This is a genomic window from Asticcacaulis sp. MM231 (assembly GCF_964186625.1).
Lineage (GTDB): Bacteria > Pseudomonadota > Alphaproteobacteria > Caulobacterales > Caulobacteraceae > Asticcacaulis.
Genome location: NZ_OZ075108.1, coordinates 2395425 through 2419021, shown reverse-complemented (window position 1 = coordinate 2419021; position 23597 = coordinate 2395425). Strand labels below are relative to the sequence as shown.

General features: G+C 60.0%; 24 protein-coding genes and 1 riboswitch. Of the genes, 12 read left to right on the top strand and 12 right to left on the bottom strand.

All coding sequences use genetic code 11. The annotated features are described in order from the left end of the window. Positions 1 to 3 precede the first annotated feature (3 nt). Positions 4 to 1116: an IS110 family transposase gene (locus ABQ278_RS11845; RefSeq protein ID WP_349319774.1), complete on the bottom strand. Its 1113-nt coding sequence runs from the start codon at positions 1114 to 1116 to the stop codon at positions 4 to 6. A 161-nt stretch (positions 1117 to 1277) separates the two neighbouring features. On the opposite strand from ABQ278_RS11845, the gene ABQ278_RS11840 reads away from it, so the two are divergent. Next, positions 1278 to 2186 (top strand): alpha/beta hydrolase-fold protein, encoded by a 909-nt coding sequence (locus ABQ278_RS11840; RefSeq protein ID WP_349319773.1) that lies wholly within the window; start codon positions 1278 to 1280, stop codon positions 2184 to 2186. Positions 2187 to 2204: 18 nt separating this feature from the next. Here ABQ278_RS11840 and ABQ278_RS11835 read toward each other — a convergent pair whose 3' ends face one another. The 3 genes from ABQ278_RS11835 to ispH form a co-directional block, all read right to left on the bottom strand. After that, positions 2205 to 3065: a GyrI-like domain-containing protein gene (locus ABQ278_RS11835; protein WP_349319772.1), complete on the bottom strand. Its 861-nt coding sequence runs from the start codon at positions 3063 to 3065 to the stop codon at positions 2205 to 2207. Positions 3066 to 3142: 77 nt separating this feature from the next. Further along, positions 3143 to 3607: a ribonuclease HI gene (rnhA, locus tag ABQ278_RS11830; protein ID WP_349319771.1), complete on the bottom strand. Its 465-nt coding sequence runs from the start codon at positions 3605 to 3607 to the stop codon at positions 3143 to 3145. 41 nt (positions 3608 to 3648) lie between these two features. After that, entirely contained in the window at positions 3649 to 4593 is a 945-nt protein-coding gene (gene ispH, locus ABQ278_RS11825; protein ID WP_349322158.1) for a 4-hydroxy-3-methylbut-2-enyl diphosphate reductase, read from the bottom strand. A gap of 222 nt (positions 4594 to 4815) precedes the next feature. On the opposite strand from ispH, the gene ABQ278_RS11820 reads away from it, so the two are divergent. From ABQ278_RS11820 to ABQ278_RS11770, 11 genes are all read left to right on the top strand, one after another. After that, on the top strand, positions 4816 to 5502 hold the full coding sequence (locus ABQ278_RS11820; protein ID WP_349319770.1) for a Tat pathway signal sequence domain protein: 687 nt from the start codon (positions 4816 to 4818) through the stop codon (positions 5500 to 5502). Between the two features lie 91 nt (positions 5503 to 5593). Beyond that, on the top strand, positions 5594 to 7390 hold the full coding sequence (argS, locus tag ABQ278_RS11815; RefSeq protein WP_349319769.1) for an arginine--tRNA ligase: 1797 nt from the start codon (positions 5594 to 5596) through the stop codon (positions 7388 to 7390). A gap of 296 nt (positions 7391 to 7686) precedes the next feature. Beyond that, the gene (locus ABQ278_RS11810) at positions 7687 to 8418 is read left to right on the top strand and encodes an NYN domain-containing protein (RefSeq protein WP_349319768.1); all 732 of its coding nucleotides are present in this window, start codon (positions 7687 to 7689) and stop codon (positions 8416 to 8418) included. Then, positions 8411 to 8845 (top strand): hypothetical protein, encoded by a 435-nt coding sequence (locus ABQ278_RS11805; RefSeq protein ID WP_349319767.1) that lies wholly within the window; start codon positions 8411 to 8413, stop codon positions 8843 to 8845. The genes ABQ278_RS11810 and ABQ278_RS11805 overlap by 8 nt, the downstream gene beginning before the upstream one ends. Before the next feature lie 360 nt (positions 8846 to 9205). Beyond that, a riboswitch (glycine riboswitch) is annotated at positions 9206 to 9297 on the top strand. Positions 9298 to 9430: 133 nt separating this feature from the next. Then, complete coding sequence (gcvT, locus tag ABQ278_RS11800) at positions 9431 to 10567, top strand: glycine cleavage system aminomethyltransferase GcvT (protein WP_349319766.1); 1137 nt, start codon at positions 9431 to 9433, stop codon at positions 10565 to 10567. A gap of 64 nt (positions 10568 to 10631) precedes the next feature. Beyond that, positions 10632 to 10997 (top strand): glycine cleavage system protein GcvH, encoded by a 366-nt coding sequence (gene gcvH / locus ABQ278_RS11795; RefSeq protein ID WP_018082128.1) that lies wholly within the window; start codon positions 10632 to 10634, stop codon positions 10995 to 10997. A 154-nt stretch (positions 10998 to 11151) separates the two neighbouring features. Next, positions 11152 to 12492, top strand: a complete 1341-nt coding sequence (gcvPA, locus tag ABQ278_RS11790) for an aminomethyl-transferring glycine dehydrogenase subunit GcvPA (protein WP_349319765.1) — start codon at positions 11152 to 11154, stop codon at positions 12490 to 12492. A 17-nt stretch (positions 12493 to 12509) separates the two neighbouring features. Then, the gene (gcvPB, locus tag ABQ278_RS11785; RefSeq protein ID WP_349322157.1) at positions 12510 to 14042 is read left to right on the top strand and encodes an aminomethyl-transferring glycine dehydrogenase subunit GcvPB; all 1533 of its coding nucleotides are present in this window, start codon (positions 12510 to 12512) and stop codon (positions 14040 to 14042) included. A 150-nt stretch (positions 14043 to 14192) separates the two neighbouring features. Further along, positions 14193 to 14597, top strand: a complete 405-nt coding sequence (locus ABQ278_RS11780) for a PGPGW domain-containing protein (protein ID WP_018082125.1) — start codon at positions 14193 to 14195, stop codon at positions 14595 to 14597. Between the two features lie 201 nt (positions 14598 to 14798). After that, positions 14799 to 15122 carry a hypothetical protein gene (locus ABQ278_RS11775; RefSeq protein ID WP_349319764.1) on the top strand — a complete coding sequence of 108 codons (324 nt, stop codon included), beginning with the start codon at positions 14799 to 14801 and terminating at the stop codon, positions 15120 to 15122. A gap of 161 nt (positions 15123 to 15283) precedes the next feature. Then, on the top strand, positions 15284 to 15721 hold the full coding sequence (locus ABQ278_RS11770; protein WP_349319763.1) for a hypothetical protein: 438 nt from the start codon (positions 15284 to 15286) through the stop codon (positions 15719 to 15721). Positions 15722 to 15770: 49 nt separating this feature from the next. On the opposite strand, the gene ABQ278_RS11765 is transcribed toward ABQ278_RS11770, so the two are convergent. The 8 genes from ABQ278_RS11765 to ABQ278_RS11730 form a co-directional block, all read right to left on the bottom strand. After that, positions 15771 to 16202 (bottom strand): hypothetical protein, encoded by a 432-nt coding sequence (locus tag ABQ278_RS11765; protein ID WP_349319762.1) that lies wholly within the window; start codon positions 16200 to 16202, stop codon positions 15771 to 15773. 153 nt (positions 16203 to 16355) lie between these two features. Further along, positions 16356 to 16850 carry an ATP F0F1 synthase subunit B gene (locus tag ABQ278_RS11760; RefSeq protein ID WP_349319761.1) on the bottom strand — a complete coding sequence of 165 codons (495 nt, stop codon included), beginning with the start codon at positions 16848 to 16850 and terminating at the stop codon, positions 16356 to 16358. 4 nt (positions 16851 to 16854) lie between these two features. Further along, positions 16855 to 17523: a hypothetical protein gene (locus tag ABQ278_RS11755; protein ID WP_349319760.1), complete on the bottom strand. Its 669-nt coding sequence runs from the start codon at positions 17521 to 17523 to the stop codon at positions 16855 to 16857. A 65-nt stretch (positions 17524 to 17588) separates the two neighbouring features. Further along, a complete protein-coding gene (locus tag ABQ278_RS11750) occupies positions 17589 to 17846 on the bottom strand; it encodes a F0F1 ATP synthase subunit C (RefSeq protein ID WP_018082119.1) in 258 nt (85 codons plus the stop codon). A 44-nt stretch (positions 17847 to 17890) separates the two neighbouring features. Then, positions 17891 to 18652 carry a F0F1 ATP synthase subunit A gene (locus ABQ278_RS11745; protein ID WP_349319759.1) on the bottom strand — a complete coding sequence of 254 codons (762 nt, stop codon included), beginning with the start codon at positions 18650 to 18652 and terminating at the stop codon, positions 17891 to 17893. A 44-nt stretch (positions 18653 to 18696) separates the two neighbouring features. Further along, the gene (locus ABQ278_RS11740; RefSeq protein WP_236621583.1) at positions 18697 to 18996 is read right to left on the bottom strand and encodes an AtpZ/AtpI family protein; all 300 of its coding nucleotides are present in this window, start codon (positions 18994 to 18996) and stop codon (positions 18697 to 18699) included. Between the two features lie 391 nt (positions 18997 to 19387). Beyond that, positions 19388 to 22861, bottom strand: coding sequence for a chromosome segregation protein SMC (gene smc / locus ABQ278_RS11735; RefSeq protein ID WP_349319758.1), 3474 nt, complete (start codon positions 22859 to 22861; stop codon positions 19388 to 19390). A gap of 113 nt (positions 22862 to 22974) precedes the next feature. Continuing rightward, entirely contained in the window at positions 22975 to 23595 is a 621-nt protein-coding gene (locus ABQ278_RS11730) for a thioredoxin domain-containing protein (protein ID WP_349319757.1), read from the bottom strand. Positions 23596 to 23597: the final 2 nt, after the last annotated feature.

The window sequence follows — 23597 nt, the reverse complement described above, 5'->3', positions numbered from 1 at the left end:
TGTTCAGGCGGCCGGTTTCGCCTCCACTTGCCGAGCAATAGCCCATAGGAAGCCGACCATTTCGCGGGCGATGGCGGTGATGACCACGACCTTGGGTTTGCCAGATGCCGTCAGCCGACGATAGCGTGCGCAAAGCCTGACCTGGGCTTTCCAGGCAATATCGCGGATACTCTGAGGCAGTTTTTCGATACGGTCATGTAGCTTGCGGCTAACACGAGCCTGCATGCGATAAGTCCAGGCGCCCTCTATCAGGGCTCGCCGAGCCAGAGCATTTCCGGCCTTGGTGATGCTGCCCCGCCGGACTGTCGTGCCGCTGGAATGCTCCGACGGCACCAGGCCGAGATATGCCATCAATTGGCGCGGGTTGTTGAAACGGGAGAAGTCGCCGACTTCGGCTACGACCGTCACGGCGACGATGAAGGCGACGCCGCGCATCGCCTGCACAGCCTCCACCGCTGGCGCCATAGACCATAGCGGCGCCAAATCCTCGATCTGCTTGGTCAACCGATCGACACGCACCTGAGCATCGGTGACGGCATGAATATAATCCTGCAGAACCACTTGCTGGGCGGGATGATCGAAGCGCACCGTGGTCAGCCAACGCCGGTAGGCTAAGGTCCAGCCTCTCTTGCCGGCATAAACACGTGCATGCCGCAGCAGGAAACCTTGCAAGTGCTGACGCGCCTTACCAAGCACTCGAACCGCCGTAGCGCGAGCTCTTACCAGATCACGCATCGCCTCATGGGCCGCGTCCGGAACCCACACCGCCGTCAGCTCGCCGGCCCGGTGCAGCTTGGCCAACATCGCTGCATCACGACGGTCGGTCTTCACGCGGTCGCCGGCCTTCATCGGGATCAATGAGGGAGCAACGACAATGCACTCATGGCCCAGGGCGGTCAGTTGCCGGTGCAGGCCGTAACCACAAGGACCAGCTTCGTAGCAGAAACTCAGGCGATGCCCATTTTTACCGAGCTTCTCCGCCAGCTTGCTGATCTGATCGGCGCGGTTCGGCAGGTTACCAAGTTGACGGACTTCGCCACCACGCATTCCTTCTGCGACGGCGACTGCCACCGTTGCCTTATGGACATCCAACCCTACAAAGATAATATCGTTCATCAGGCCCGTCTCCTATGTCGAGGCTCGGCGCCGGCCTGCCCGGCGCAACCCTCGATAGGGACATACAGTGAGGCGGGCCGCCAGATGCTTCAGGGCGCGAACATAGGGTCTAAAGACACCAGGCTTGTCAGGCGCGCGAAATAGCGATAGCTGCTCCGGCCATGAAAATGACGATCCTATGCCTGATCGGGCTGCTGGCCCTAAGCGCCTGCAGCCCGACCGTTCCTGCGCAGCAAGCCGCCACATCCGCCGCGCCGCAGCCCTATGTTCTGAAAAACACTGAGGTGCGCGATATTCACGCGCAGGTCTTGAACCGTGATTATCAGGTCTTTGTCGGCCTGCCGGACGATTATGCCGAGCATCCGGACAAAACCTATCCGGTGCTGTTCGTCACCGATGCCGACTATGCCTTCCCGCTGATCCGCAGTATCGCCCGGCGCGTCGGCAATCATGGTGAGGACTTGCAGCCGTTTATTCTGGTGGGCTTGTCCTATGCGAAAGGCGATACAGGTACTTTCAGCCGCAACCGCGACTATACGCCGACCAAGGGCGGGCTGGGCGAAAACGCCGATGGCAAACCCTATATCTATGGTGAAGCCGCCGCCTATCGCGCCTTCATCAAGGATGAGGTCTTTCCGCTGATCGCCAAGACCTATCGCGCCGACATGGCGCACAAGATTTTCGCCGGTCATTCCTATGGCGGTCTTTTGGGCGCGGATATTCTTCTGAGCGATCCGGGCATGTTCGAGTCCTATATCCTGAGCAGCCCGTCGCTGTGGTTCGATGACAGGGTGATTTTCGCCCGCGAGGCGGCCTATGCCCAAACGCATAAAGACTTATCCGCCAGGGTTTTCATGGCGACGGGCGGTTATGAGGTCGTCGGGCCGGACAAGCGCAACAACACGACGAATGATCTGGTGGCCGATATGCACGCTATGGAAAAGACCCTCAAAGCGCGTGGCTATCCTCACCTCAAGGTTCAGTCCGAAGTCATCGAGGGCGAAGACCATCTGACGGTGGCGCCCGATATCATCACGCGTGGTCTGTTGTGGGCCTTGGGGACGAAATGAACCTGATGTTCTTAGGCGCTAGCTGATCAGCGGTAGATAGATGTCGGCGCGCTGATCGGCCTCTGCTACCTCTTCAGGATCATCGAGATAATGGAGATAAAGCGGCCTGTCGGCGATCTGGTGACCTGCATCGATAACCGCTTCATAAAGCGCATCGATCGCCGGATAGATATGATCGAAATTGCCCTGATGGCGCTGACGGGCATAATAACCGCCGGCGATCTCCAGCACATGAATATCTTCCAGCGGCGTCGGATCATCGATGGCAATGGCGGCCTCAAAAACACAATCCGCATCGGCCACAAAGCGCGGATCGTCGCTGGGCAGGCCATAAAGGCCTTGTAGAGCTGCCATGGCCCATTTCGAAAAGACGATCTCGAACAGGTGGTTATAGGCGGCGTTCAGTTCGGCATAGGCGCCGACATTACGCACGGCCATCAAACGCAAGGGCTCTGCTGTCACGATCTCGACCGGTGTCGGTGGTGGCGTATCGGTGAAGGTCGGCCGCCGCAGCGTCTCTTCCAGTCGGGCCTGGGCTTCGGCATTGCAACGAATGTCGCTGGCGGTGTGGCCGGTCGCGGCTTTCAGGGCGCGGGCCAGGGCCTGCGAAGTGGCGTAACCGGCAGCGCCGGTGGCTTCGGATACTGAAGCCTGCGCCACCAGTTCGGGCAGGGCGCGTGCCAGACGGATGCGCTTTATGGTGTCGCCAAGCGTTTCGCCAGTCATCAGGCGATAGATGCGCTGAAAATGATAGGCGGACATCGCCGCCACGGCCGCCAGCGCTTCATTATTGGGAATTTCGCTCAGATCGGCGGCTTCAAGATGACGCAGCACGCGATCGATCTTTTGAGCGTATAAGGGGCGTTGCGAGGGCTTCATGGCGGTGGTCCTTTGCCTGTAGGGAGACATGCAAATTAACCTGGCGCAAGGCCTTCGTCGTTCCCGATCCTGCTATATTATGCCCGTGCGCGGGCTTCCTCGATGCCTTTATTGGCCAGTTCGTCGGCGCGTTCATTGAGCGGATTGCCGGCGTGGCCCTTGACCCAGATCCACTTGATCTTGTGCGGCTGGCAGGCGGCGTCGAGCCTGATCCACAGGTCATCATTCTTGACCGGCTTCTTGTCGGCGGTTTTCCAGCCGCGTGCCTTCCAGCCCCTGATCCACTCCGTCATGCCCTTCAGCACATACTGGCTGTCGATGTAGAGCTTGACGTCACAAGGCTTTTTCAGCGCTTCAAGCCCGGCGATGGCGGCCATCAGTTCCATGCGGTTGTTCGTGGTCTGCGGCTCGTAGCCGTAGAGTTCCTTCTCGTGCAGGCCGGACATCAGGATGCAGCCCCAGCCGCCGGGGCCGGGATTGCCCTTGCATGCGCCGTCTGTGTAGAGAATGACGTGGGTGCGTTCTGGGTTGCGTTCTGGCATAAGGGCTTATCAGCGAGTTGGTTGGAAACGGCAAGCGCGGTCTACGCCACGGCTTTCGGCAGCTTGAAGGTTACGGTTTCGCGCACGCCATTGCTCTCTATAACCTCGGCGTCGAAACGTGCCGCTACCGCCGCCACCAGACCTTCGATCAGGTTTTCCGGTGCAGAGGCCCCCGCCGATATGCCGAGCACCCTGACGTTTTCGAACCACGCCCAATCGACGAATGAGGCGTCGTCCACCAGATAGGCGGCACGGGCGCCGGCGCGGAGAGCAACCTCGACCAGGCGCTGCGAGTTGGACGATTTGGCCGAACCGATTACCAGCACGAGATCACAATCGGCCGAGACCTGCTTGACCGCGTCCTGGCGGTTGGTGGTGGCGTAGCAGATGTCTTCCTTGTGCGGCACGGCGATATTAGGGAAGCGCGCCTGCAAAGCGCCGACGATTTCCGCCGTATCATCGACCGAGAGCGTGGTCTGGGTGACGAAGGCGAGGTTGTCCGGATCGACGGGTTCGAAAACGCGCGCTTCTTCCACGGTCTCGATCAGCTTGACCACGCCTTCGGGCAACTGGCCCATGGTGCCGATGACTTCTGGATGGCCGGCATGGCCGATCAGGATGATCTCCCGACCTTCATTATGGTGGCGCTCGGCTTCGACATGGACCTTGGAGACCAGCGGGCAGGTGGCATCGAGATAGAACATCTGGCGGTTCTGCGCATCGGCCGGCACCGATTTTGGCACGCCGTGGGCCGAGAAGACCACCGGGCGATCGGGAGGGCACTGATCCAGTTCCTTGACGAACACAGCGCCCAGCCCTTTGAGACGGTCAACGACGTGTTTGTTATGGACAATCTCGTGGCGCACATACACCGGCGCGCCGTAGCGCTCGATGGCGCGTTCGACAATCTGGATGGCGCGATCAACACCGGCGCAGAAGCCGCGTGGCGTAGCGAGATAGACTTTGAGAGGCTGGGCAGATGACATGACCTCCACATAATCATTTTCATGCGGCTTTGCCATCGGAAAGACGCCCTTATTGTCTGATCAAGAAGTCACAGGTGTCGGTGTTCTGCCGCACTTTGGCCGCAAGTGCTCCATAAAACCCTTTGAAAAGTGAAATCAAGGCGCTACACATCCTCCATCAAGGAATGTCGCGTTGATCCGCTTCGTTTCGATCATCTTGAAGTCTTTGGGGATCTCTCGCCTATGTCGGTTATTATGCGTCGTATTCTGGCAGGGACTTGCCTCGGTGTCCTTCTCACCACTAGTCTGGTGACGGCGGCTTCGGCCCAGTCGCGCGGTGGCCGTGGTGGTCAGGATCAGCAGCAAAGCGATCAGGAAACCGCCGAAGATCGTGCCAAGAAGGACGATGAGTGGGGCGACCGCTCGCTGCGCATGAAGGCCCTGAAAGCCGAAGGGCCTTGCCCCTACGTGAAGGTGCTTTATGACGCCGCGCGCTTCCATGAGTTCAAGGACAATAAGGAAACGACCGCCAACGCCGAATGGACCGGCGAGATCAATGGTGTCCATTCCGAATGCGCCTATAAGGGTACCGATCCGATCCAGGTCGGCATGGATATCAGTTTCTCGCTTGGCCGTGGTCCGATGGCCGATGGCCAGACCAAGACTTACCATTACTGGATCGCCGTCACCGAGCGTGACCAGACCGTTCTGGCCAAGCAGGAATTTGAACTGCCGGTGACCTTTGCCAATGGCGAACAAAAGATTGACGTCAATACCCGCCTCGAAGGCATCTATATTCCGCGCGCCGATATCACCGTTTCGGGCTCGAACTTCGAGGTTCTGGTTGGCTTTGATGTGACGCCGCAGATGGCTGAGTTCAACCGCGAAGGTAAGCATTTCCGTTACGTCTCGACCACGGAAAAGAAGTAGAGGCGCGGCCTCTTTAAGTGGGTTAGCCCTTGTCTTGCAACGGGCGTGTGGCGTAAGAGGGCGGAATTGATTTACCGTCCCGGATTACCCCATGTCTGACCTGACCGAAGCCTTTGTCGATTCCCACGATTTCAAGACGCAGCTCAGCGAGACCGCTGGCGCCGCCTTCGTCTCGGAAGGCTTTGAAGCGTCCGCCGGCCGTGTCAACGCTTCGGACCGCCCTGACCTTGCCGATTTCCAGTGTAATGGCGCGCTCGCTGTCGCCAAGGCCGCCAAGGCCAATCCGCGCGAGGTTGCCGGCAAGATCATAAGCCATTTCAGCGCCGACAGCCGCCTCAAGGCCGTCGATATCGCCGGACCGGGCTTTCTCAACTTCGTCCTGTCCGAAGACGCCCTGAGCCAGCGCGCCAACGCCCTGGCCAGCGATGCGCGGCTTGGCGCACCGAAAGTGGCTGCCAAACGCAAGATCATCATCGATTTCGGCGGCCCCAACGTCGCCAAGGAGATGCACATTGGCCACCTGCGCACCGCGGTGATCGGCGAGTCGCTCAAGCGCGTCATGCGCTTCATGGGCGACGAAGTGATGGGCGATGCCCACTTTGGCGACTGGGGTTACCAGATGGGCCTGCTGATCGTGGCCGTTTCGGAAGAGCAGCCCGATCTGCCCTATTTCGATGCCGCTTTCACCGGTGACTATCCTACCGAGGCGCCGGTCTCGCTTGAAGATCTCGGCCGCCTGTATCCTGCCACTGCCAAGCGCGTGAAGGATGGTGACGAAGCCCTACGCGACAAGGCCAAGGTGGCGACCCGCGAACTTCAGCACGGTCGCGTCGGCTATCGCGCCCTGTGGCAGCATTTCGTCACCGTCAGCCGTGAAGCGCTCATCCGCGATTATGGCGCGCTCAATGTGACCTTTGACTGGTGGAAGGGCGAATCTGACGCCGATCCCTATATCGAGCCGATGATCGTCGACCTGAAAGCCAAGGGCCTTCTGGTGCCGGATCAGGGCGCCCAGATCGTGCGTGTGGCGCGTGAGGACGACAAGAAGGACATTCCGCCGCTGCTCGTCGTCTCGTCGGAAGGCTCGTCAATGTACGGCACGACCGACCTGGCCACCATCGTCCAGCGCAATGCCGAATTCGGCCCCGATCTGACGCTTTATGTGGTCGATCAGCGCCAATCGGCCCACTTCGAGCAGGTCTATCGCGCCGCCTATCTGGCGGGCTATGCCAAGCCCGGTCAGCTTGAACACGCCGCCAACGGTACGGTCAACGGGCCCGACGGCACACCCTTCAAGACCCGCGATGGCGGTACGCTGAAACTGCACGATCTGGTCAGCCAGGCGGTGGAGAAGGCAACGTCGCGCCTGCACGAAGCGGGCTTAGGCGAAGGGCTCTCCGAGGCTGAGTTTGCCGATACGGCGCACAAGGTGGCGGTGGCAGCACTGAAATTTGCTGAGTTGAGCAATCACCGCCTGACCAACTATATTTTCGATCTTGATCGCTTTATGAGCTTTGAAGGCAAGACCGGCCCCTATCTGCTCTATCAGGCGGTGCGGATGAAATCGATCCTGCGCAAGGCGGCCGATCAGGGTGTTTCGGCAAGCGCGATCACGGTGGTTGAGCCGGCGGAACGCGAACTGGTGCTGCTGCTCGATGCCTTCGATAACGCGCTCAAGGAAACCTATCTCAAGAGGGCGCCGAACCTGCTGGCGGACCATGTTTACCGGCTGGCGCAGGGCTTCTCGAAGTTTTACGCCAACTGCCCCGTGCTCGTGGGTGACGATGCGGCTGTGAAGGCGTCGCGCCTGGGGCTGGTGACGTTAACCTTGAAACAGCTTGAGCTGGGCCTCGACCTGATGGGCCTGAGCGCCCCGGAACAGATGTAAAGTTTGCCACGGATAAGGCACGGATTTCAGGGTAACTTGAAAAGCCGCTGCTTGAAACCCAGCTTTGTATGACGGCTATGCCGTCAAGGGAACTATCGTTCTGGTCTCGAACGATCACTGAGTGTCACGAAATCCGTGCCTTTATCCGTGTCGCCGCGCAGCGGCATCCGTGCCGACGGCAATGGGCCGTTGATCCGTGGTTAAACCCTTCTTTCTTCCTCCGGAACAAAATCTGCTGACAAATCCTCGTAACTGAGGTTTATTGTTACCAAGGCGTTAACGGGGCGGGTTGCGGTATGTCGAAGGGCTCAAGTGCAGGTTCGGGAGGCGGTTGGTCATTACCGTTTTTTCGCAAGCGCGCCGCCTTCTATATCGATGGCTTCAACCTCTATAACGCGGTCGATGCCTACAAGCGCCCCTATCTCAAATGGCTGAATCTCAAAGCCCTTGGCCGTGCCATTGCCCCGAAGTCCGAGGTGGTCAAGCGCGTGGTGTGGTGCTCGGCCTTTTCCCCCACCAACCGCTCAAAACTCAAGCGCCACGAAGACTATATGAAGGCGCTGAAAGGGCAGGGCGTCATCTGCCGCATGGGCCATTTCATTCACGCTATGGATGGCTGCAATGCTTGCGGTCACAAATGGCAGGTGGCCGTGGAAAAGCAGGGTGACGTCAATCTGGCGCTTTCCATTGCCGCCGATGCCGAGGACGATCTGTTTGACGTCTGCTATCTGGTGACGGCCGATGGCGATCATGCCGCTACGGCGCGCTATCTCAAAGAGCGCTTTCCGAAGAAAAAGCTGGTTCTGGTGACGCCGCCGGGGCGTTTTCATAACCGTAATATCGAGCGCATCGCCGATAGTTGCGTTGAGATCACCACGGCGCATCTGGAGGCGTCGCTGCTGCCGCAGATGGCGAAATACAAGCACCGCTTCTTAGGTCGCGGAGAAAAAGTAGAGCGTCCGGAGGTTTACGATCCGCCCGAATTGCGCGAAAAGAGCCATTTGAAGCTGATCGTCAATAATGGCTAAACCGTTTGAAAAGGGGCTCCACGCCATGCTGGAGACGCGCCTGTCGCCTGATGCGCTGGAGCGGTTCAAGGCGCACGGCGATGACGCCTGGGTGATCGGCGATCTTGATGCCGAGACCAAAACCGACTTCTATATCGACGATATGCTGTTGCTGCTCAAGTTGCATGGCGTCATGCCGCCGGCGGAACAGAAGGTCAGCCCGTTCTGGTGGCTGTGGCCGGATAGCTGTCTGGTCTACCGCGATTTCACCGTGGGTGAACTGAAGGCGCTGGTTCAGAGCAAGGTCTGGCCGGTGGACGCCTATAGCTATGAGCCGATCAGCCTGGGGCAAAAAATCGCCAGCCTGTCGGTGATGCTGATCTTGGCCGCACTGATGGTGGGGATCGTGGCGCTACTGGGCTTCTGGCTGGTGAGGTGGCTGGGCTAGCCAAACATCTTCCAAAGAAACATTGCGACGATAATTACTAATGCCGAAATTGAATACTTTCCTTTTGCACTCGCTATAAAAAAAATTCAGAATTTTGATTCCCAAGATATTTTGTTCATTTTCCGGCTCGTATTCTTTCATTCTTATATTCCTTAGCTGCTGATTAGCTGAGTTTACAAAGATCGATTCCAATTGCTTCAATGCGCAATTGTCAGGCGGCCCGTGACAAGCAGTTCATCATATTGCTTCAGGTAAGTCTCTGTTTGGAGCCTGTCAGGGGCGCTGCGACAGGTGCCCTACAAATCATTGTGGGGTGTTCAAACACGCCTTAACTCTTCTCCCGGCCTATCGCACAAGCGAGATACCCCTACGGGAGAGAGTGTAGCTTCGGTTACACCGCCGAAGGCGCAACCGCCCCGGAAACGCTCAGGCCCACGGACCGTAGGATAACTCAAACGCTGGAAAGTGGATGCCAGACATCCCACCGACGGAGCAACGGCGCGAATAGCGCCTAAATCTCTCAGGTCAAAAGGACAGCGGGGGCGCAGAACGACCCAACGTCACCCCTGTTTTGAGTGAAGCCATATGTCCGACTCCGATTCCGAACTCCAGTTCACCCCGCTTTTCGACCGCCATGTTGCTCTCGGTGGCCAGATGGTGCCCTTCGCCGGCTATAATATGCCAGTGAAATACGAAGGCGTGCTGGCCGAGCACAAATGGACCCGCGCCGAGGCCGGCCTGTTCGACGTGTCGCACATGGGCCAGGCGCGCATGACCGGCGAAGGTGCCGTGGCCGTGTTGGAAACCCTGACCCCGACCGATTTCTCCATACTGCCCCAAGGCAAGCAAAAATACTCTCTGCTGCTCAATGACGAGGGCGGCATTCTCGACGACTGGATGGTCTCACGTCCCGAAGCCGAAGGCTTCATGCTGGTGGTCAATGCCGCCTGCAAGGATCAGGATTTCGATATCATCGCCGACTTTATCGCTGACAATGAAAGCGGCGCCGATGTCGAGTTTGAAGTCCTGAGTGACCGCGCGCTGCTGGCGCTGCAAGGCCCCAAGGCCAAGGACGTCATGAAAGATCTCTGCCCGGCCGCGACCGAAATGTACTTCATGGAATGTGGCACCTTCAAGTTGCTCGGTGAGGTCGCCTATATCTCGCGCTCCGGCTATACCGGCGAGGATGGTTTCGAGATCAGCTTCCCGGCCGCGCGTGTCGGCGACCTGTGGGACGAACTGCTGAGCAACCCCATTGTGAAGCCGATCGGCCTTGGCGCGCGCGATTCGTTGCGCCTTGAAGCCGGTATGCCGCTCTATGGTCATGAAATGGACGCCGGCTACACCTTGGCTGAGGCCAATCTTGGTTTCGCCATGAACAAGTCGCGCCTGACGCGCGGCGACATCAAGGGCATCGACCGCCTGAAAGCGCAGCTTGATGGTGCGCTGGAGCGTGTCCGCGTCGCTATCCGCGTTCTCGAAGGCCCGCCCGCCCGCGAAGGCGCCAAGATCCTGAGCGAGGATGGCACTGATCTGGGGGTGGTCACCTCTGGTGTGCCGTCGCCATCGCTCGGTTACTCCATCGCCATGGGCTATGTGCCGCCGCACGCCTCGGCCATCGGCACCAGGCTGAAACTGGAAACCCGCGGCAAGCCTTACGCCGCTGAAATCGTCTCCTTGCCGTTCGTCGCTAACGGCTATCACCGCAAACCTAAAGCTTAACCGCGCTCAAGCAGCGGATTGGACCGTCACACGGCGGTAGCGCAACTTAAAAAGGATCAAAATCATGAAGTTCACCAAAGATCATGAATGGGTTTCCATCACCGGCAATGAAGCCTTTGTCGGTATCACGCTGTATGCCGCCGAAGCGCTGGGCGACGTCGTGTTCGTCGAAGTGCCGGAGGTCGGCAAGGTGCTGAAGAAGGGTGACAGCTTCGCCGTGGTCGAGAGCGTCAAGGCGGCGTCGGACGTTTACGCGCCGGTATCGGGCGAAGTGATCGAGGCCAATGACAGCCTGACGGGCGCGCCGGAAACCATCAATGCTGTGCCGGAAGCCGGCGGCTGGATCGCCAAGATCAAGCTGGCCGATGCCTCGGAACTCGATGGTCTGATGGACCGTGAACAATACGAAGCCTATCTGGCAACTCTTTAAATTATTGGGGCTGCCCGTCTCCCCCTCTCCCTGCTTGCGGGGAGAGGGTGGCTTGCTTGCAAGCCGGGTGAGGGGCCTACAGACGGTGGAATTGCCCCTCACCCTAGCCCTGTCACCGTAAACGGGGGGAGGGGATAAAGTGCAGGAATTTACAATGAGATATCTCCCCTTGAGCAACGGCGATCGCGCCGCCATGCTGGAAAAGATCGGTGTCGATAGCGTCGATGCCCTGTTCGTCGACGTGCCGGAATTGGCCCGCCGCTCGGGCACGGTCGATCTGCCGAAGTTCACCGGCGAACTGGAAGTGGAGGCGCAACTGAACGCCTTCGCCGACCAGAATGTCAGCCCGGCCAAGGTGCCGTTCTTTGTCGGCGCCGGCGCCTATCGCCACCATATCCCGGCGACGGTCGATCACATCATCCAGCGCTCGGAATTCCTGACCAGTTATACGCCGTATCAGCCGGAAATCGCGCAGGGCACCCTGCAGGTGCTGTTCGAGTTTCAGTCCCAGGTGGCTCGCCTGACCGGCATGCCGGTGGCCAATGCGTCGCTCTATGACGGCTCGACCGCGGCCGCCGAAGGCGTGCTGATGGCCACCCGCGTGACCAAGCGCAACAAGGCCGTGCTCTCCGGCGGCCTGCACCCGCACTACCGTGAAACGGTCGAGACCCTGGCGCACGCCGTTGGTATCGAGACCGAAGCCTGCGCCGTCGCCGTCGATAACGAAGCGGACGTGCTGCAACATATCGATGCCAACACGGCCTGCGTCGTCGTCCAGACACCGAACGTCTTCGGTACGGCCACCGACGTCACCGAGATCGCCAAGGCGGCCCAGGCCGCCGGTGCCCTGCTGATTGTGGTTGTCACTGAGGTGATGTCGCTCGGCCTGCTCAAATCGCCCGGCGAAATGGGCGCCGATGTTGTGGCCGTCGAAGGCCAGTCGATCGGTGTGCCGCTGTCCTACGGCGGTCCCTATGTCGGGCTTTTCGCCGCCAAGGAAAAGTATCTGCGCCAACTTCCCGGCCGCCTGTGCGGCGAGACGGTCGATGCCGATGGCGAGCGCGGTTTCGTGCTGACGCTCTCCACCCGCGAGCAGCACATCCGTCGCGATAAGGCGACGTCGAATATCTGCACCAATTCAGGTCTGTGCGCGCTGGCCTTCAGCATCCACATGAGCTTGCTCGGCCAGACCGGCCTGCAACGTGTGGCGAAGATCAATTACGCCAAGGCCCACGCCGCCAGGGATCAACTGGTAACCTCCGGCTTTGAGGTGGTGACACCGCGTTTCTTCAACGAATTCACGGTCAAGCTGGCAAAACCTGCCATTGCGGTTGTGGAGGCTTTGGCGGCTAAGAACGTCCTTGGCGGCGTGCCCTTCGCCCGTCTGCAAAATGAGCCCGGCTTCGAAAACCACCTGATCGTCGCTGTCACCGAAACTGTTTCGGACGCAGATATCGCTACCCTTGTCGCCACGCTTAAGGAGGTCGCCCAATGACCCAAGATTTACCTAAAATGAATTCCGTTGGCCGTCCAAGCGCCCCTGAAATCAACGTAGAGGCCACCTCGTTCAAGAGCCTGCTCGGTGGCAAGGGCTTGCTGCAATCCGAAAAGCTGATCTTCGAAAAAGACGATTACAGCCGCACTGGCGTCGATTTCGCCGATGTCGAGATCAATGCCGCTGATCTCGATGGCTTGCTGCGCTCTGACCTGTCGCTGCCCGGCCTGACTGAGCCGGAAGCCATGCGTCACTATGTGCGCCTGTCGCAGAAGAATCACGCCATCGATCTGGCGCTCTATCCGCTCGGTTCCTGCACCATGAAGCACAATCCGCGCCTCAACGAAAAGATGGCGCGCGTGGCGGGGCTCGGTGATATCCACCCGCTGCAGCCGGTCTCGACCGTGCAGGGCGCGCTGGCGCTGATGGATACGCTGTCGCATTGGCTTAAAGTGCTCACGGGCATGCCCGCCGTCGCCATCACGCCGAAAGCCGGCGCGCACGGCGAGTTGTGCGGCCTGCTGGCCATCAAGGCGGCTCACGAGGCCAAGGGGCAGGGGCATCGCCGCACCGTGCTGGTGCCAACCTCCGCCCACGGCACCAACCCCGCCACAGCCGCCTTCGTCGGCTACACCGTCAAGGAAGTGGCCCAGACAGCCGATGGCCGCGTCGATGTGGCTGACCTGGCCTCGAAGCTCGGTCCCGATGTCGCCGCCATCATGGTGACCAACCCCAATACCTGCGGACTTTTTGAGCGCGATATCGTCGAGTTCGCCCGTCTGACCCACGAGGCCGGTGCCTATTTCTATTGCGATGGTGCGAACTTCAACGCCATTGTCGGTCGGGTCCGTCCGGGTGATCTCGGGGTCGACGCCATGCACATCAACCTGCACAAGACCTTCTCGACGCCCCACGGCGGCGGCGGTCCGGGCGCCGGTCCGGTGGTGCTGTCCGAGGCGCTGGCACCTTTCGCGCCCAAGCCCTGGGTGGTTTCCCACGATTCGGGCTTCGATCTGGTCGAGCATGATGAAGGTGTATCGGCTCAAAACTTCGGCCGCATGTGCGCCTTCCACGGCCAGATGGGGATGTTTATCCGCGCCCTGACCTACATGCTCAGCCACGGCTCGGATGGCCTCCGCCAGGTCGCTGAGGACGCCGTGCTCAACGCCAACTACATCAAGGCCTCCCTGCAGGATCTGATGAGCGTGCCGTTCCCTGAGGGGCCGTGCATGCACGAAGCGCTGTTCGACGATCACTGGCTGGAAGGCACGGACGTGACCACGCTCGACTTCGCCAAGGCGATGATCGACGAGGGCTTCCACCCTATGACCATGTACTTCCCGCTGGTCGTCCATGGTGCCATGCTGATCGAGCCCACAGAGACCGAATTGAAGGACGAGCTGGACGGCTTCATCGCCGTGCTTCGTGCCTTGGCGCAAGCCGCTAAAGCCGGTGATGTGGCCCGCTTCAAGGGCGCGCCTTACCTGGCGCCCGCCAAGCGCCTCGATGAGACCCGCGCCGCCCGTGCGCCGCGGTTGTCTTATACCTAAGCGCTTTCCGAAAAGTGTGACGCACTTTTCGGATCCAAAAGCGCGCAAAGCTCTGGGCGCAATATGGGCGGGATTTCCCGCTTGTAAATTTATGCTCTGTCGATATAGGGACGGGTGGCTGAGGAAGCCGCCTGTCCCTATATGATGAGTATGACCATTATCGCCAAACTGCTGATGAGTGTCGCTGGCATCCTCCTGATGGTGATCGGGGTTATCATCACGCCACTGCCGGGACCCTTTGGCGTACCTGTTATCTTGCTGGGCCTGATCATCCTGCTCAAAAGCTCGATGTGGGTGAAGCGGCTTTTCATGCGTCAGGTCAGGAAGCATCCGAAAATCCTGAAGCCCGTGCGCGCCCTGTTGCGACCGGGTGCCAAGGTGGTCGCCATGATGTGGCTGCATACCCTGCGGTTGGAGCGCCGTTTGCTGCCCAAGAAGCGCCGTTTCATGTACGGTTTTCGCCATGACATACGGACGATCCTACGCAATCGCCGACGTAAACCCACGCCCAAGGCTGAGCCAGGTCACAAGCCGCGCAAACAGTTGTCATATTAAGTGATGGCGAAATCAGGTGTTGTGGCCTCTCGCCGCATCGTTTCTTAACGCTGATATCCCTATATAGGCCTCGTACCGCGATCGCGGCAAAAAAACATGTGATGGCACAAGCGTAAGGTTGGCACGGGTGATCTGTCCGCGCCGGAAGAGATGATGGCAATACTTCTTAAATTACTGATGAGTTTGGCGGGGATGGTTCTCATGGCCTTCGGCGTCGTCCTGGCGCCTTTGCCGGGGCCTGTCGGCGTGCCGTTCGTGCTGTTTGGCCTGATCCTGTTGCTACGCAGTTCGGTGTGGATCAAGCGCCAATTTGTGAAGCTGGTGAAGGCGCACCCGAAGTGGTTGCGCCCTGTCCGGACCATGCTGCGACCCGGCGCCAAGATCATTTCTCTGGTCTGGCTGCAGGGGCTTCGGGTCGAACGCGGCGTGATGCCGAAGCGGTTTCGCTTCATGTACCGTGCGCGTCAGGGCGTGAAATCGCTCTTCAAAAACCGTTTCTCGCGCGCGTCAGAAGACGCCGCCTGATCACCTGCTGATGCAGGGAAATTAATTTTTATCCACATTCACGGGATATTCAGGACGTGCCTTTACATTGCCCCAAACGCTCTCCATATGAGGGTTCAGGCGCTGATGTTGCGGTGCAAAAATTTAGAGTTGTGACGGCGTGACAAGGCGCCCGGTTAGATATGTCGAGTGAAAATGGCGCCGGTGCGCCGCAGAAATCCCTGATCGTCATGAAACCCGACGCCCGTAGCTGGCGTTCGGCGAAGCGCGCCATCAAGCGCTTCAGCAAGAAGGTGCTCGGCTGGCTTCTGATGGCGCTCGGCTTCGTTCTGATGGCGGCGGGCTTCCTGCTGATCATCGTGCCCGGTCACTACTTCCTTGTCGTTGTCGGCCTTATCCTGGTGCTGCGGAATGCCTTCTGGGCGCGTCGTCAGTTTATCCATCTCAAGCGTCGCCACCCCAATTGGATCATGCCGCTGCGCAAGCTCCTGCGTCGCAATCCGCAGGTCGCCTCGGTCTTCTGGCAACAGGTGCTCAAGTTCGAGCGCATCTTCCTGAGAGGACGCGGTATGCTGGTCGGTATGCGTCGCAAGTTTCGCCACAAGCCGCGCACGGCCTAACAAGCCCAAGTAATCTGAAAAAGCCCTGTGGTTCGCCACAGGGCTTTTTCTATGTGTCTGTGAAAGGAGCCCGAATAAGAGTGCTCGCCAGATCGATTTCGCTATAGTCCAGGCACTTAACTCCGGCTGGTGACAGGCCGAAATTCTCACGCTTGCGATCAGTCAGGAAGGTTGGGAAGGGCGGCAGGAGGGCGTCTTCCGGAAGAGGCGCAAGCCGTTCCATGACCAGATAGTGGCCCGTATCGCTCAGCGCCCAGACACGGGCGAACAGTGTCTTCAGGGCAGGTGCGCCGCGCATCTGGTTATAGAGCAACCACTCGGTATAGTTGGCGCGGCAGGGCAGGCGATTCTGCACCTTGATGACCACATCGTCGCGGCCGATCCAGTCGTAAACCGTACGGTTGACGCCGCGGCCTATGATCCTGCCTAGCAGAGGTAAAACCTGCTCGTCGGTCATCAGTATGGGAATCGGTGCGTTCATGGCTGTATCATGAGCAGAGCGCGGGATGTAAGAAAAGCCTCTACACAGAAAAAGGCCCGGAGCGCGAACTCCGGACCTTTTAATAGTAACAATCAAACCCACCAACCTCTCAACAAACGTTGTCGAGTTATGGGTGCAGGGACCTGTCCCTGCCTAGTTGAAGCGGCCTTCGAGTTGACCGATGGCCTTGTCGACCTGCATGTCCGTCTTGGCCTTGGCGACCTGATCGAGCAGAACCTGCTCGGCCAGTTGCGCCGCCAGATCGGCCGCAGCCGATTTGACGTCCGCCGTGGCGTTGGCTTCGGCCTGAGCGATCTTGCGTTCGGCGAGGGCTTCGCGGCGCTTGATCGTGTCTTCCAGCTTGGCGCGGGCTTCGGCGGCCATGCGGACGGCCTCTTCCTCGGCGAACGCGATGATCTCGCGGGCCTTGGCTTCAGCGGACAGGCGCTGGGCCTTGATCGAGTTGAGCAGGTCGGTCGCTTCCTGACGGATGCGGACGGCCTCATCGAGTTCGGCGCGAACGGCCTTGCCGGTATCACCAAGCGAGGTCCAGAGCTTGCCGGGCACCTTGGCCACGACCAGGATCAGGAAGAAGATGACCAAGGCGGCGCGGACCCAAAATTCCGGCTCTCCGATTTGTTCCATCATGTTCCTAGACCTTTCCGATAGCGGCTTTAAGCGCAGCGGCGGTCGCCGCCTTGCCGGTCAGCTTTTCGACCAGGAGCGAAGCGGTTTCCGAGGCAATGTCACTGACATGAGCCATGGCTGCATCACGCTGGCCGCGGATACGCACCTCAGCTTCACCGAGACGCTTGTTCAGCTTCTCGTCCTCAACCGCCGTAGCGGCTGCGACTTCGGCGTTGGAGCGCGCCAGGGCCTCGGCCGCCAGCTTGCGCGCGGCGGTATGGGCTTCGGCGGTTTCGGCGGCGGCCTGTTTGGCCTGGGCTTCGGCTTCGTCGCGGTTCGCGCGGGCGTTGGCCAGGTCTTCGGCGATGGTGGAGCCGCGCGTATTGATCACATTGCGCAGGCGGGGCGTGAACACCTTCGCCATCAGCAGGTAGAAGATCGCGAAGATAACCACGAGCCAGACGATCTGTCCGGCCCAGTGATCGGTATTCAACTGTGGCAGACCACCTTCCTCGGCATGATGCACTTCCGTGCCAACCGTTTCGGTGGTGGCATGGGCATCGTGCGCGAGCGCTTCGGCGTTGTTCAGCGGCACCAGAGACGCAACCGTGGTCACGCTCGGCGTAGCCGAAAACGAAGCGCCGGAGGCGTCGTCAGCAGATAAATTGGCCTCTGGTGAGGTTGCGGCTGTCATATTCTATCCTTGAGAAACCTATGTCCGGCATGGAGAAGCCCATGCCGGAAAGCAGTTTTTCAATATTAGAGTTGCGGGTTGCCGAAGAGGATCAGCAGCGCGATAACGAAGGCGAAGATGCCGAGGGCTTCGGTCAGCGCCATGCCGATGAAGAGGTTGGTTTGCTGGGTCTTGGCAGCCGAAGGGTTGCGCAGGGCGCCGACATAGTAGTTGCCGAACAGGATGCCGAGGCCGATACCGGCGCCGATCATGCCGAGCGTGGCCAGGCCAGCGCCGATGTACTTAAGGCCGCCGGCGATGAGGGTTGCGGATTGTGCGTCCATTGGGGTAACTCCGATTGATGGATTAGAGACTGAGAAAAAAGAACTTAGTGGTGGCCGATATTGACCACGTCACTGAGATATACGCAGGTCAGAACCGCGAACACGAAGGCTTGCAGGTAAGCGACCAGGAATTCGAGGGTCGTCAACGCCACGATGGTGGAGAGCGACAGGAGCCCGATGCCGACACCGAGGCCACCGAGGGTCAGGCCGGTGACGATAAAGCCGGCAAAGACCTTCATGACAATGTGACCGCCGAGCATGTTGCCGAACAACCGCAGTGTAAGCGTCACCGGGCGCATGATAAAGGCGATGACTTCGATTGGCACCAGCACCAGCAGAATGTACCAAGGCACGCCGGACGGCACGAACATCTTGAAGAAGCCAAGGCCATTGCGGATGAAGCCAACGGCCAAAACCAGGATAATCGTCATGGCGGCGAGCGTCAGGGTGACGGCGACCTGCGAGGTGGCCGTGAAATAGGTGAACATGCCGACGAGGTTACAGCTCAGGATGAACAAGAACAGCGTAAGGACATAGGGCAGGAATTTCTTACCGTCGTGGCCGATGATGGATTCGGTCAGATCGTCGATCAGGCCGAAAATGCCCTCCGCCATCACCTGTCCGCGGCCCGGAATGATGCTGGCGCGGGCGGTAGTCAGGGCGAAGAACAGCACGGTCAGGCCGACGGCGATCAGCATGGCCAGCACCGAATTGGTCAGTGAGAGATCGACATGGACTCCGCCGACTTGGAAGACGGGGCCTGCAACGACGGTCTCAATCTTAAACTGGTGTAACGGATCGGCCATAAGCCTTAAAACCTCTTCGTCAATGTCAGCTCCGGCGGAGCATATTAGTCTTTGTCCTGGCTTGATTTAACGACCGCATAGACCGCCACAATCATACCCAGAATGCCACCTATGATGATTCCCCACGGTCGCGTGTGAAGATATTCATCACTGAGCCAGCCGAGCCCCAAACCGCCCAGTATGCCTCCCAGTAACTCGCCCAGAGCCTGATAGCCCTTGTTGGCGCCGACTTCACCGCTGTGATCCTGCGTCTTGCGCTTGCGCGCTTCGATCGCCTTCAGCCGCTTGTCGAGGTCCTTCAGTTCATCTTGATCCGAGGACGTATCGGGTGGTTCATCTGTCACGTTCAGCACCTGGCAGGCGGAATAACATGAGTGTTAATCCGGCTCCGAACGGCGCGGAACCTACTCAAGAGACTCCCAAAGGTCAAGCAATTGCGCGGCACAAATCGGAGTTGTTTGAAAATAAATGGGAAACAGCGCTGTCAGGTGTGGCAACTCGAAGAATTTCCTGCGTCAGGCAAGATTATCCTGCTTAACTATAGCGTTCCGTTACGAGGTAAAGTGGGATGGCGCGCCACATACTTTGAAATGCTAAGTCCGGTGTTTCCTTAAACTCCTTCCAAATGTCTTCGTGACATTTGGCAAGTACGACCGCGCGCAGCGCACGTTTGCGCGTCTATTCGCCTTGATAAAAATGAGGAAGCCTTAGGTCGCCCCACCGTCGGCGTTTTTCTTACACCACATGTTCCGCGACCAAAGCTTCCGCCTGCGACAGATCGACGCTGACCAGTTGCGACACGCCGCGTTCGGACATGGTGACGCCGAACAGACGGTCCATGCGCGACATGGTGACCGGATTGTGGGTGATGGTGATGAAGCGCGTCTTGGTGCGTTCGCGCATCTCGGCCAGCAGGCGACAATAACGATCGACATTGGCGTCATCGAGTGGGGCGTCGACTTCGTCGAGCACGCAGACCGGTGCCGGATTGGCGAGGAAGACGCCGAAGATCAGCGCCGTGGCCGTCAGGGCCTGCTCACCGCCCGACATCAGGCTCATGGTGGAGAGACGCTTACCCGGTGGGCACGCGAAGATTTCCAGACCGGCTTCGAGTGGATCGTCCGATTCGACCAGGCGCAACTCGGCAGAGCCGCCATCGAACAGCGAGACGAACAGGGTCTTGAAGTGTTCGTTGATGATCTCGAAGGCGGCCAGTAGGCGTTCGCGGCCTTCGGCATTGAGTTCGTCGATGCCGTCGCGCAGCTTGGCGATGGCCGTGGTCAGGTCGGCACGTTCACGGCTGAGCGTATCGAGGCGGCCTTCGTATTCGGTGGCTTCTTCTTCGGCGCGCAGATTGACGGCGCCGAGCTGATCGCGTTCGCGTTCAAGGCCGGAGAGCAGGGATTCCGCGCCGGAGGCATCGGTCGGGGTGGCGATGGCTTCTTCCTTGAGGCGCTTGCCGAGTTCGTCCGGCGTGCCTTGCGTTTGATCGAGGATGACGGCCTCAATCTCAGCGGCCTTGTTCTGGATGGCCTCCAGACGGGCCTGCGCGCCGGCGCGTTCTTCACGAGCGGCGGAGGCTTCCTGTTCGCGGCCGCGCACATCGATATCGGCGTCCCTGCGTTCAGCCTCGGCGGTATTGAGCTTGTCACGCGCTTCGCTGAGGCGCTTTTCAGCGGTCTGCAGCGAATTGACCAGCGTGATGCGTTTGCTCTCAAACTCACGCGGCGCCGACTGGGCGTTTTCCAGCGCGACACGCGCGGTTTCCTGATCCTTTTCCAGCTTGACCAGACGGGCGGCCGAATCCTGCGTGCGGCGCGACCACTCGGTAAGTTCGCGCGTCAGAGTGCGTTCGCGGCCTTCGCGCGCCTGACGGTCGCGAGCATCCTGATCGAGGTCGGCGCGGGCGCGCATGACGGCCTGACGGTGGGTATCGGCCAGGGCACGGGCGTCATTGAGGCGCGCCTTCATGCCTTCATTATCAAGCGCGCCGGACTGGCTGGCCAGCACGGTTTCATAGGCCGCCTTCGCCTCGCCGTGTTCACTGGTCAGGCGGGCGAGGGTGGCGTCGAGCGCCTCCAGCCGGGCCTCGAACTGCGTTTGGGCACGCAGGCGCGTTTCCAGATCGTTCTGGCGGTTGCGCGCGTTGCGCTCCAGATCAGGCAGGCGGTTGCGCGCAGTGCGCAAATGGTCTTCATGGCCGCGCTGGGCTTCGGCGGCTGCGGCTTGCGTGTCTTTCGCCCCGGCCATCTTCGGCTTGAGAGCGTCGATCTCGTTTTCGAGTTCATCATGACGGGTGCGCTGAGCCAGACGGACAGCCGCCGGCTTCGGCGCCTTGGCGCGAACGATCAGACCATCCCAGCGCCACAAATCGCCTTCCTGGGAGACCAGACGTGCGCCGATGGGTAACTGGCTGTGCAGGCGGTCGCCATCTTCGCGCGACACCACGCCGATGGTGGAGAGGCGAAGACTGAGCGCCGCCGGGGCGCGGACATTCTGGCTCAATGGCGCCACGCCGAGCGCGGCCATGTCTATCGCCTTGGCCTTGCTTTCGAAATCGTCGCTCCAGAAGGCCAGCGCTGTCTGGACGTCTTTCTTCGACAGGCTGAGATTGAGGTCATCACCGAGCGCCGCGGCCAGGGCCAGTTCATAGCCCTTGTCAGGTCGCACGGCATCCAGAACGGGCGCTCCGTCCTTGCGCACGCTGGTCAGGATCTGCGACAGGCCGCGCGCCTCGGCGGTCAGGCGGCCAAGCTGGTCCTCGATCTCGCGCATGGCCTTGCGCGCCTGAGCTTCGGTGTTGGCGAGGGCAGGGCGCGCCGTTTCCAGTTCCTCGGCCACCTTGCGGGCGACGTCGAGATCGCTTTGCGCCGCCGTGGCCTGCGTTTTCAGGCCATCGAGCGCGCTGTAATCGAAGGTGCCCAAGGCCTTGCGGTCATTCTGCTCGGACAGCAACTGCTGGCTCAGGCGGTCGAAACGCGACTTGGCCTCGCCGAGGCGCGACGCTTCCAGCCGCTGACGCTCGATCTGAGCCGCCTGCTCGGCGGCGATCGCTTCAATCGCCTGATCGGCATTGACGCGTTCGGCTTCGGCGTCCTCAACGGCGCGTTTCAATTCCGGTTCACGCGACGGAGCGCTGGCGATTTCCTCCTGCACCCGCGTCAGACCCGATTGCAGGCGCTCGACCTGCACCGAGCCATCCGACGACAGGTCGATCTCACGCTGGAAATCACTGCGCAGACGGGCGATATCCGCCTTCAGGCGCTCGATCTCGCTGGCGACCTGCTTTTCCTCAAGGTCGAGACGCTCTTTCTCGATATTGAGACGGTGCATGACCGTGGCGGCCACAGCCTCTTCTTCGCGCAAAGGCTGGATGCTCTCGGCGGCTTTCAGCGCCACGGTTTGCGCCACGGCAGCGGCGCGGGCGGTGGCCTCGACGCGCAGGCTCTGGTCCTGCATGTCGCTGACCGCACCTTCGAGCAGGGCGCGCACTTCCAGCCACTTGGCATGTAGAATGGCTTTCTGCAGGGCGCGGATTTCGGCGGAAATCTTCTTGTACTTGTCAGCCTGACGGGCCTCGCGCTTTAGGCGCGAGAGGGCCGAGTTGAGTTCGCGGGCGATATCGTCAAGGCGCGACAGGTTCGATTCGGCCGCGGTCAGGCGCAGTTCGGCTTCGTGACGGCGGGTGTGCAGGCCGGATACGCCACCGGCTTCTTCGAGCACGCGCCGGCGATTTTGCGGCTTGGCGGCAATCAGTTCGGAAATCTGCCCCTGACGGACGAGGGCTGGCGAATTGGCGCCGGTCGAGGCATCAGCAAACAGAAGCTGCACATCGCGGGCGCGCACTTCCTTGCCGTTGATCTTGTACGAAGACCCCGCGCCACGGTCGATGCGGCGGGCGACATCAAGCACAGGCTGATCGGTAAAGGGCTGCGGCGCCAGGCGATCAGCATTATCGATAGTGAGCGTCACTTCGGCCCAGTTGCGCGACGGGCGCTTATCCGAGCCGGCGAAGATCACATCGTCCATGCCGGAGCCGCGCATGGCCTTGGCGGAGGTGGCGCCCATCACCCAGCGCAAAGCTTCCAGCAGGTTCGACTTGCCGCAGCCGTTCGGACCGACTATGCCCGTCAGGCCCGGATCGATGCGAAACTCGGTCGCATCGACGAAGGACTTGAATCCCGAAAGCTTGATCTTCTGAAACTGCAAGGGTGACCCAATTCGCCTTTTTGGCGCGCATGAACAATTCTTCCACCTTCATAGCCTGAAGGCGGGCGTCAAGATACTTTGGGGCGGAACAGGGTTAATTCCTGTGGATGAGCTTACTTCGCGGCGGCGATGGCGGCTTCGATATCGGCCAGTTCGTGGCGCTCAAGTATCTTGCCGTTGACATAGAGGGTCGGCGTGCTGCGGACGCCGGCATCTAGGGCCGCTGTATGCTGGCTTTGCAACTGGCGCAGGCCATTGGCGTCACCGGCGCAGGCATTGAAAGCCGCCTCATCGAAACCGAAGGATTGAGCGATTTTCGCCAGAACCGGGCGAGCGATGATATTGCTCTCACCCCAGGCGTAATATTCCTTCTGCCCGCGCATCATGGCGTCGATGACGGCGAAATACTTGTCCTTGCCGGCGCATTCGGCCAGACGGGTGCCGGCCACGGCGATGGTGCCGACGCCGGTCAGCATGGGGCGGAAGACATAGCGCACCTTGCCTGTATCGATATACTTCGCCTTGAGTTGCGGCATGACCGCTTCATTGAACTGAGCGCAGGCCGGGCAGGCCACGGAGCCGTATTCAATGATGGTGATGCGCGCCTTGGGGTTGCCGAGCACGTGATCGGCCGGCGTCACGGTGGCCAGAGCAGGCACCGCGACGGGCGCTGCCGCCATGACGTTGCCGGCCGCGAAAGCCAAAACCATAACCGCGATCCCCAGCTTTTTCATGC

Bases quoted from the DNA above. Each gene is read 5' to 3' on its own strand.
- gcvPA (WP_349319765.1), top strand. From the start codon at position 11,152: ATGAGATATCTCCCCTTGAGCAACGGCGATCGCGCCGCCATGCTGGAA.
- ABQ278_RS11730 (WP_349319757.1), bottom strand. From the start codon at position 23,595: ATGAAAAAGCTGGGGATCGCGGTTATGGTTTTGGCTTTCGCGGCCGGC.
- ispH (WP_349322158.1), bottom strand. From the start codon at position 4,593: ATGTCATCTGCCCAGCCTCTCAAAGTCTATCTCGCTACGCCACGCGGC.
- rnhA (WP_349319771.1), bottom strand. From the start codon at position 3,607: ATGCCAGAACGCAACCCAGAACGCACCCACGTCATTCTCTACACAGAC.
- gcvPB (WP_349322157.1), top strand. From the start codon at position 12,510: ATGAATTCCGTTGGCCGTCCAAGCGCCCCTGAAATCAACGTAGAGGCC.
- ABQ278_RS11765 (WP_349319762.1), bottom strand. From the start codon at position 16,202: ATGAACGCACCGATTCCCATACTGATGACCGACGAGCAGGTTTTACCT.
- gcvH (WP_018082128.1), top strand. From the start codon at position 10,632: ATGAAGTTCACCAAAGATCATGAATGGGTTTCCATCACCGGCAATGAA.
- ABQ278_RS11760 (WP_349319761.1), bottom strand. From the start codon at position 16,850: ATGATGGAACAAATCGGAGAGCCGGAATTTTGGGTCCGCGCCGCCTTG.
- ABQ278_RS11805 (WP_349319767.1), top strand. From the start codon at position 8,411: ATGGCTAAACCGTTTGAAAAGGGGCTCCACGCCATGCTGGAGACGCGC.
- ABQ278_RS11780 (WP_018082125.1), top strand. From the start codon at position 14,193: ATGACCATTATCGCCAAACTGCTGATGAGTGTCGCTGGCATCCTCCTG.
- gcvT (WP_349319766.1), top strand. From the start codon at position 9,431: ATGTCCGACTCCGATTCCGAACTCCAGTTCACCCCGCTTTTCGACCGC.
- ABQ278_RS11770 (WP_349319763.1), top strand. From the start codon at position 15,284: ATGTCGAGTGAAAATGGCGCCGGTGCGCCGCAGAAATCCCTGATCGTC.
- ABQ278_RS11845 (WP_349319774.1), bottom strand. From the start codon at position 1,116: ATGAACGATATTATCTTTGTAGGGTTGGATGTCCATAAGGCAACGGTG.
- ABQ278_RS11810 (WP_349319768.1), top strand. From the start codon at position 7,687: ATGTCGAAGGGCTCAAGTGCAGGTTCGGGAGGCGGTTGGTCATTACCG.
- argS (WP_349319769.1), top strand. From the start codon at position 5,594: ATGTCTGACCTGACCGAAGCCTTTGTCGATTCCCACGATTTCAAGACG.
- ABQ278_RS11835 (WP_349319772.1), bottom strand. From the start codon at position 3,065: ATGAAGCCCTCGCAACGCCCCTTATACGCTCAAAAGATCGATCGCGTG.
- ABQ278_RS11745 (WP_349319759.1), bottom strand. From the start codon at position 18,652: ATGGCCGATCCGTTACACCAGTTTAAGATTGAGACCGTCGTTGCAGGC.
- ABQ278_RS11820 (WP_349319770.1), top strand. From the start codon at position 4,816: ATGTCGGTTATTATGCGTCGTATTCTGGCAGGGACTTGCCTCGGTGTC.
- ABQ278_RS11755 (WP_349319760.1), bottom strand. From the start codon at position 17,523: ATGACAGCCGCAACCTCACCAGAGGCCAATTTATCTGCTGACGACGCC.
- ABQ278_RS11840 (WP_349319773.1), top strand. From the start codon at position 1,278: ATGAAAATGACGATCCTATGCCTGATCGGGCTGCTGGCCCTAAGCGCC.
- ABQ278_RS11775 (WP_349319764.1), top strand. From the start codon at position 14,799: ATGGCCTTCGGCGTCGTCCTGGCGCCTTTGCCGGGGCCTGTCGGCGTG.
- ABQ278_RS11750 (WP_018082119.1), bottom strand. From the start codon at position 17,846: ATGGACGCACAATCCGCAACCCTCATCGCCGGCGGCCTTAAGTACATC.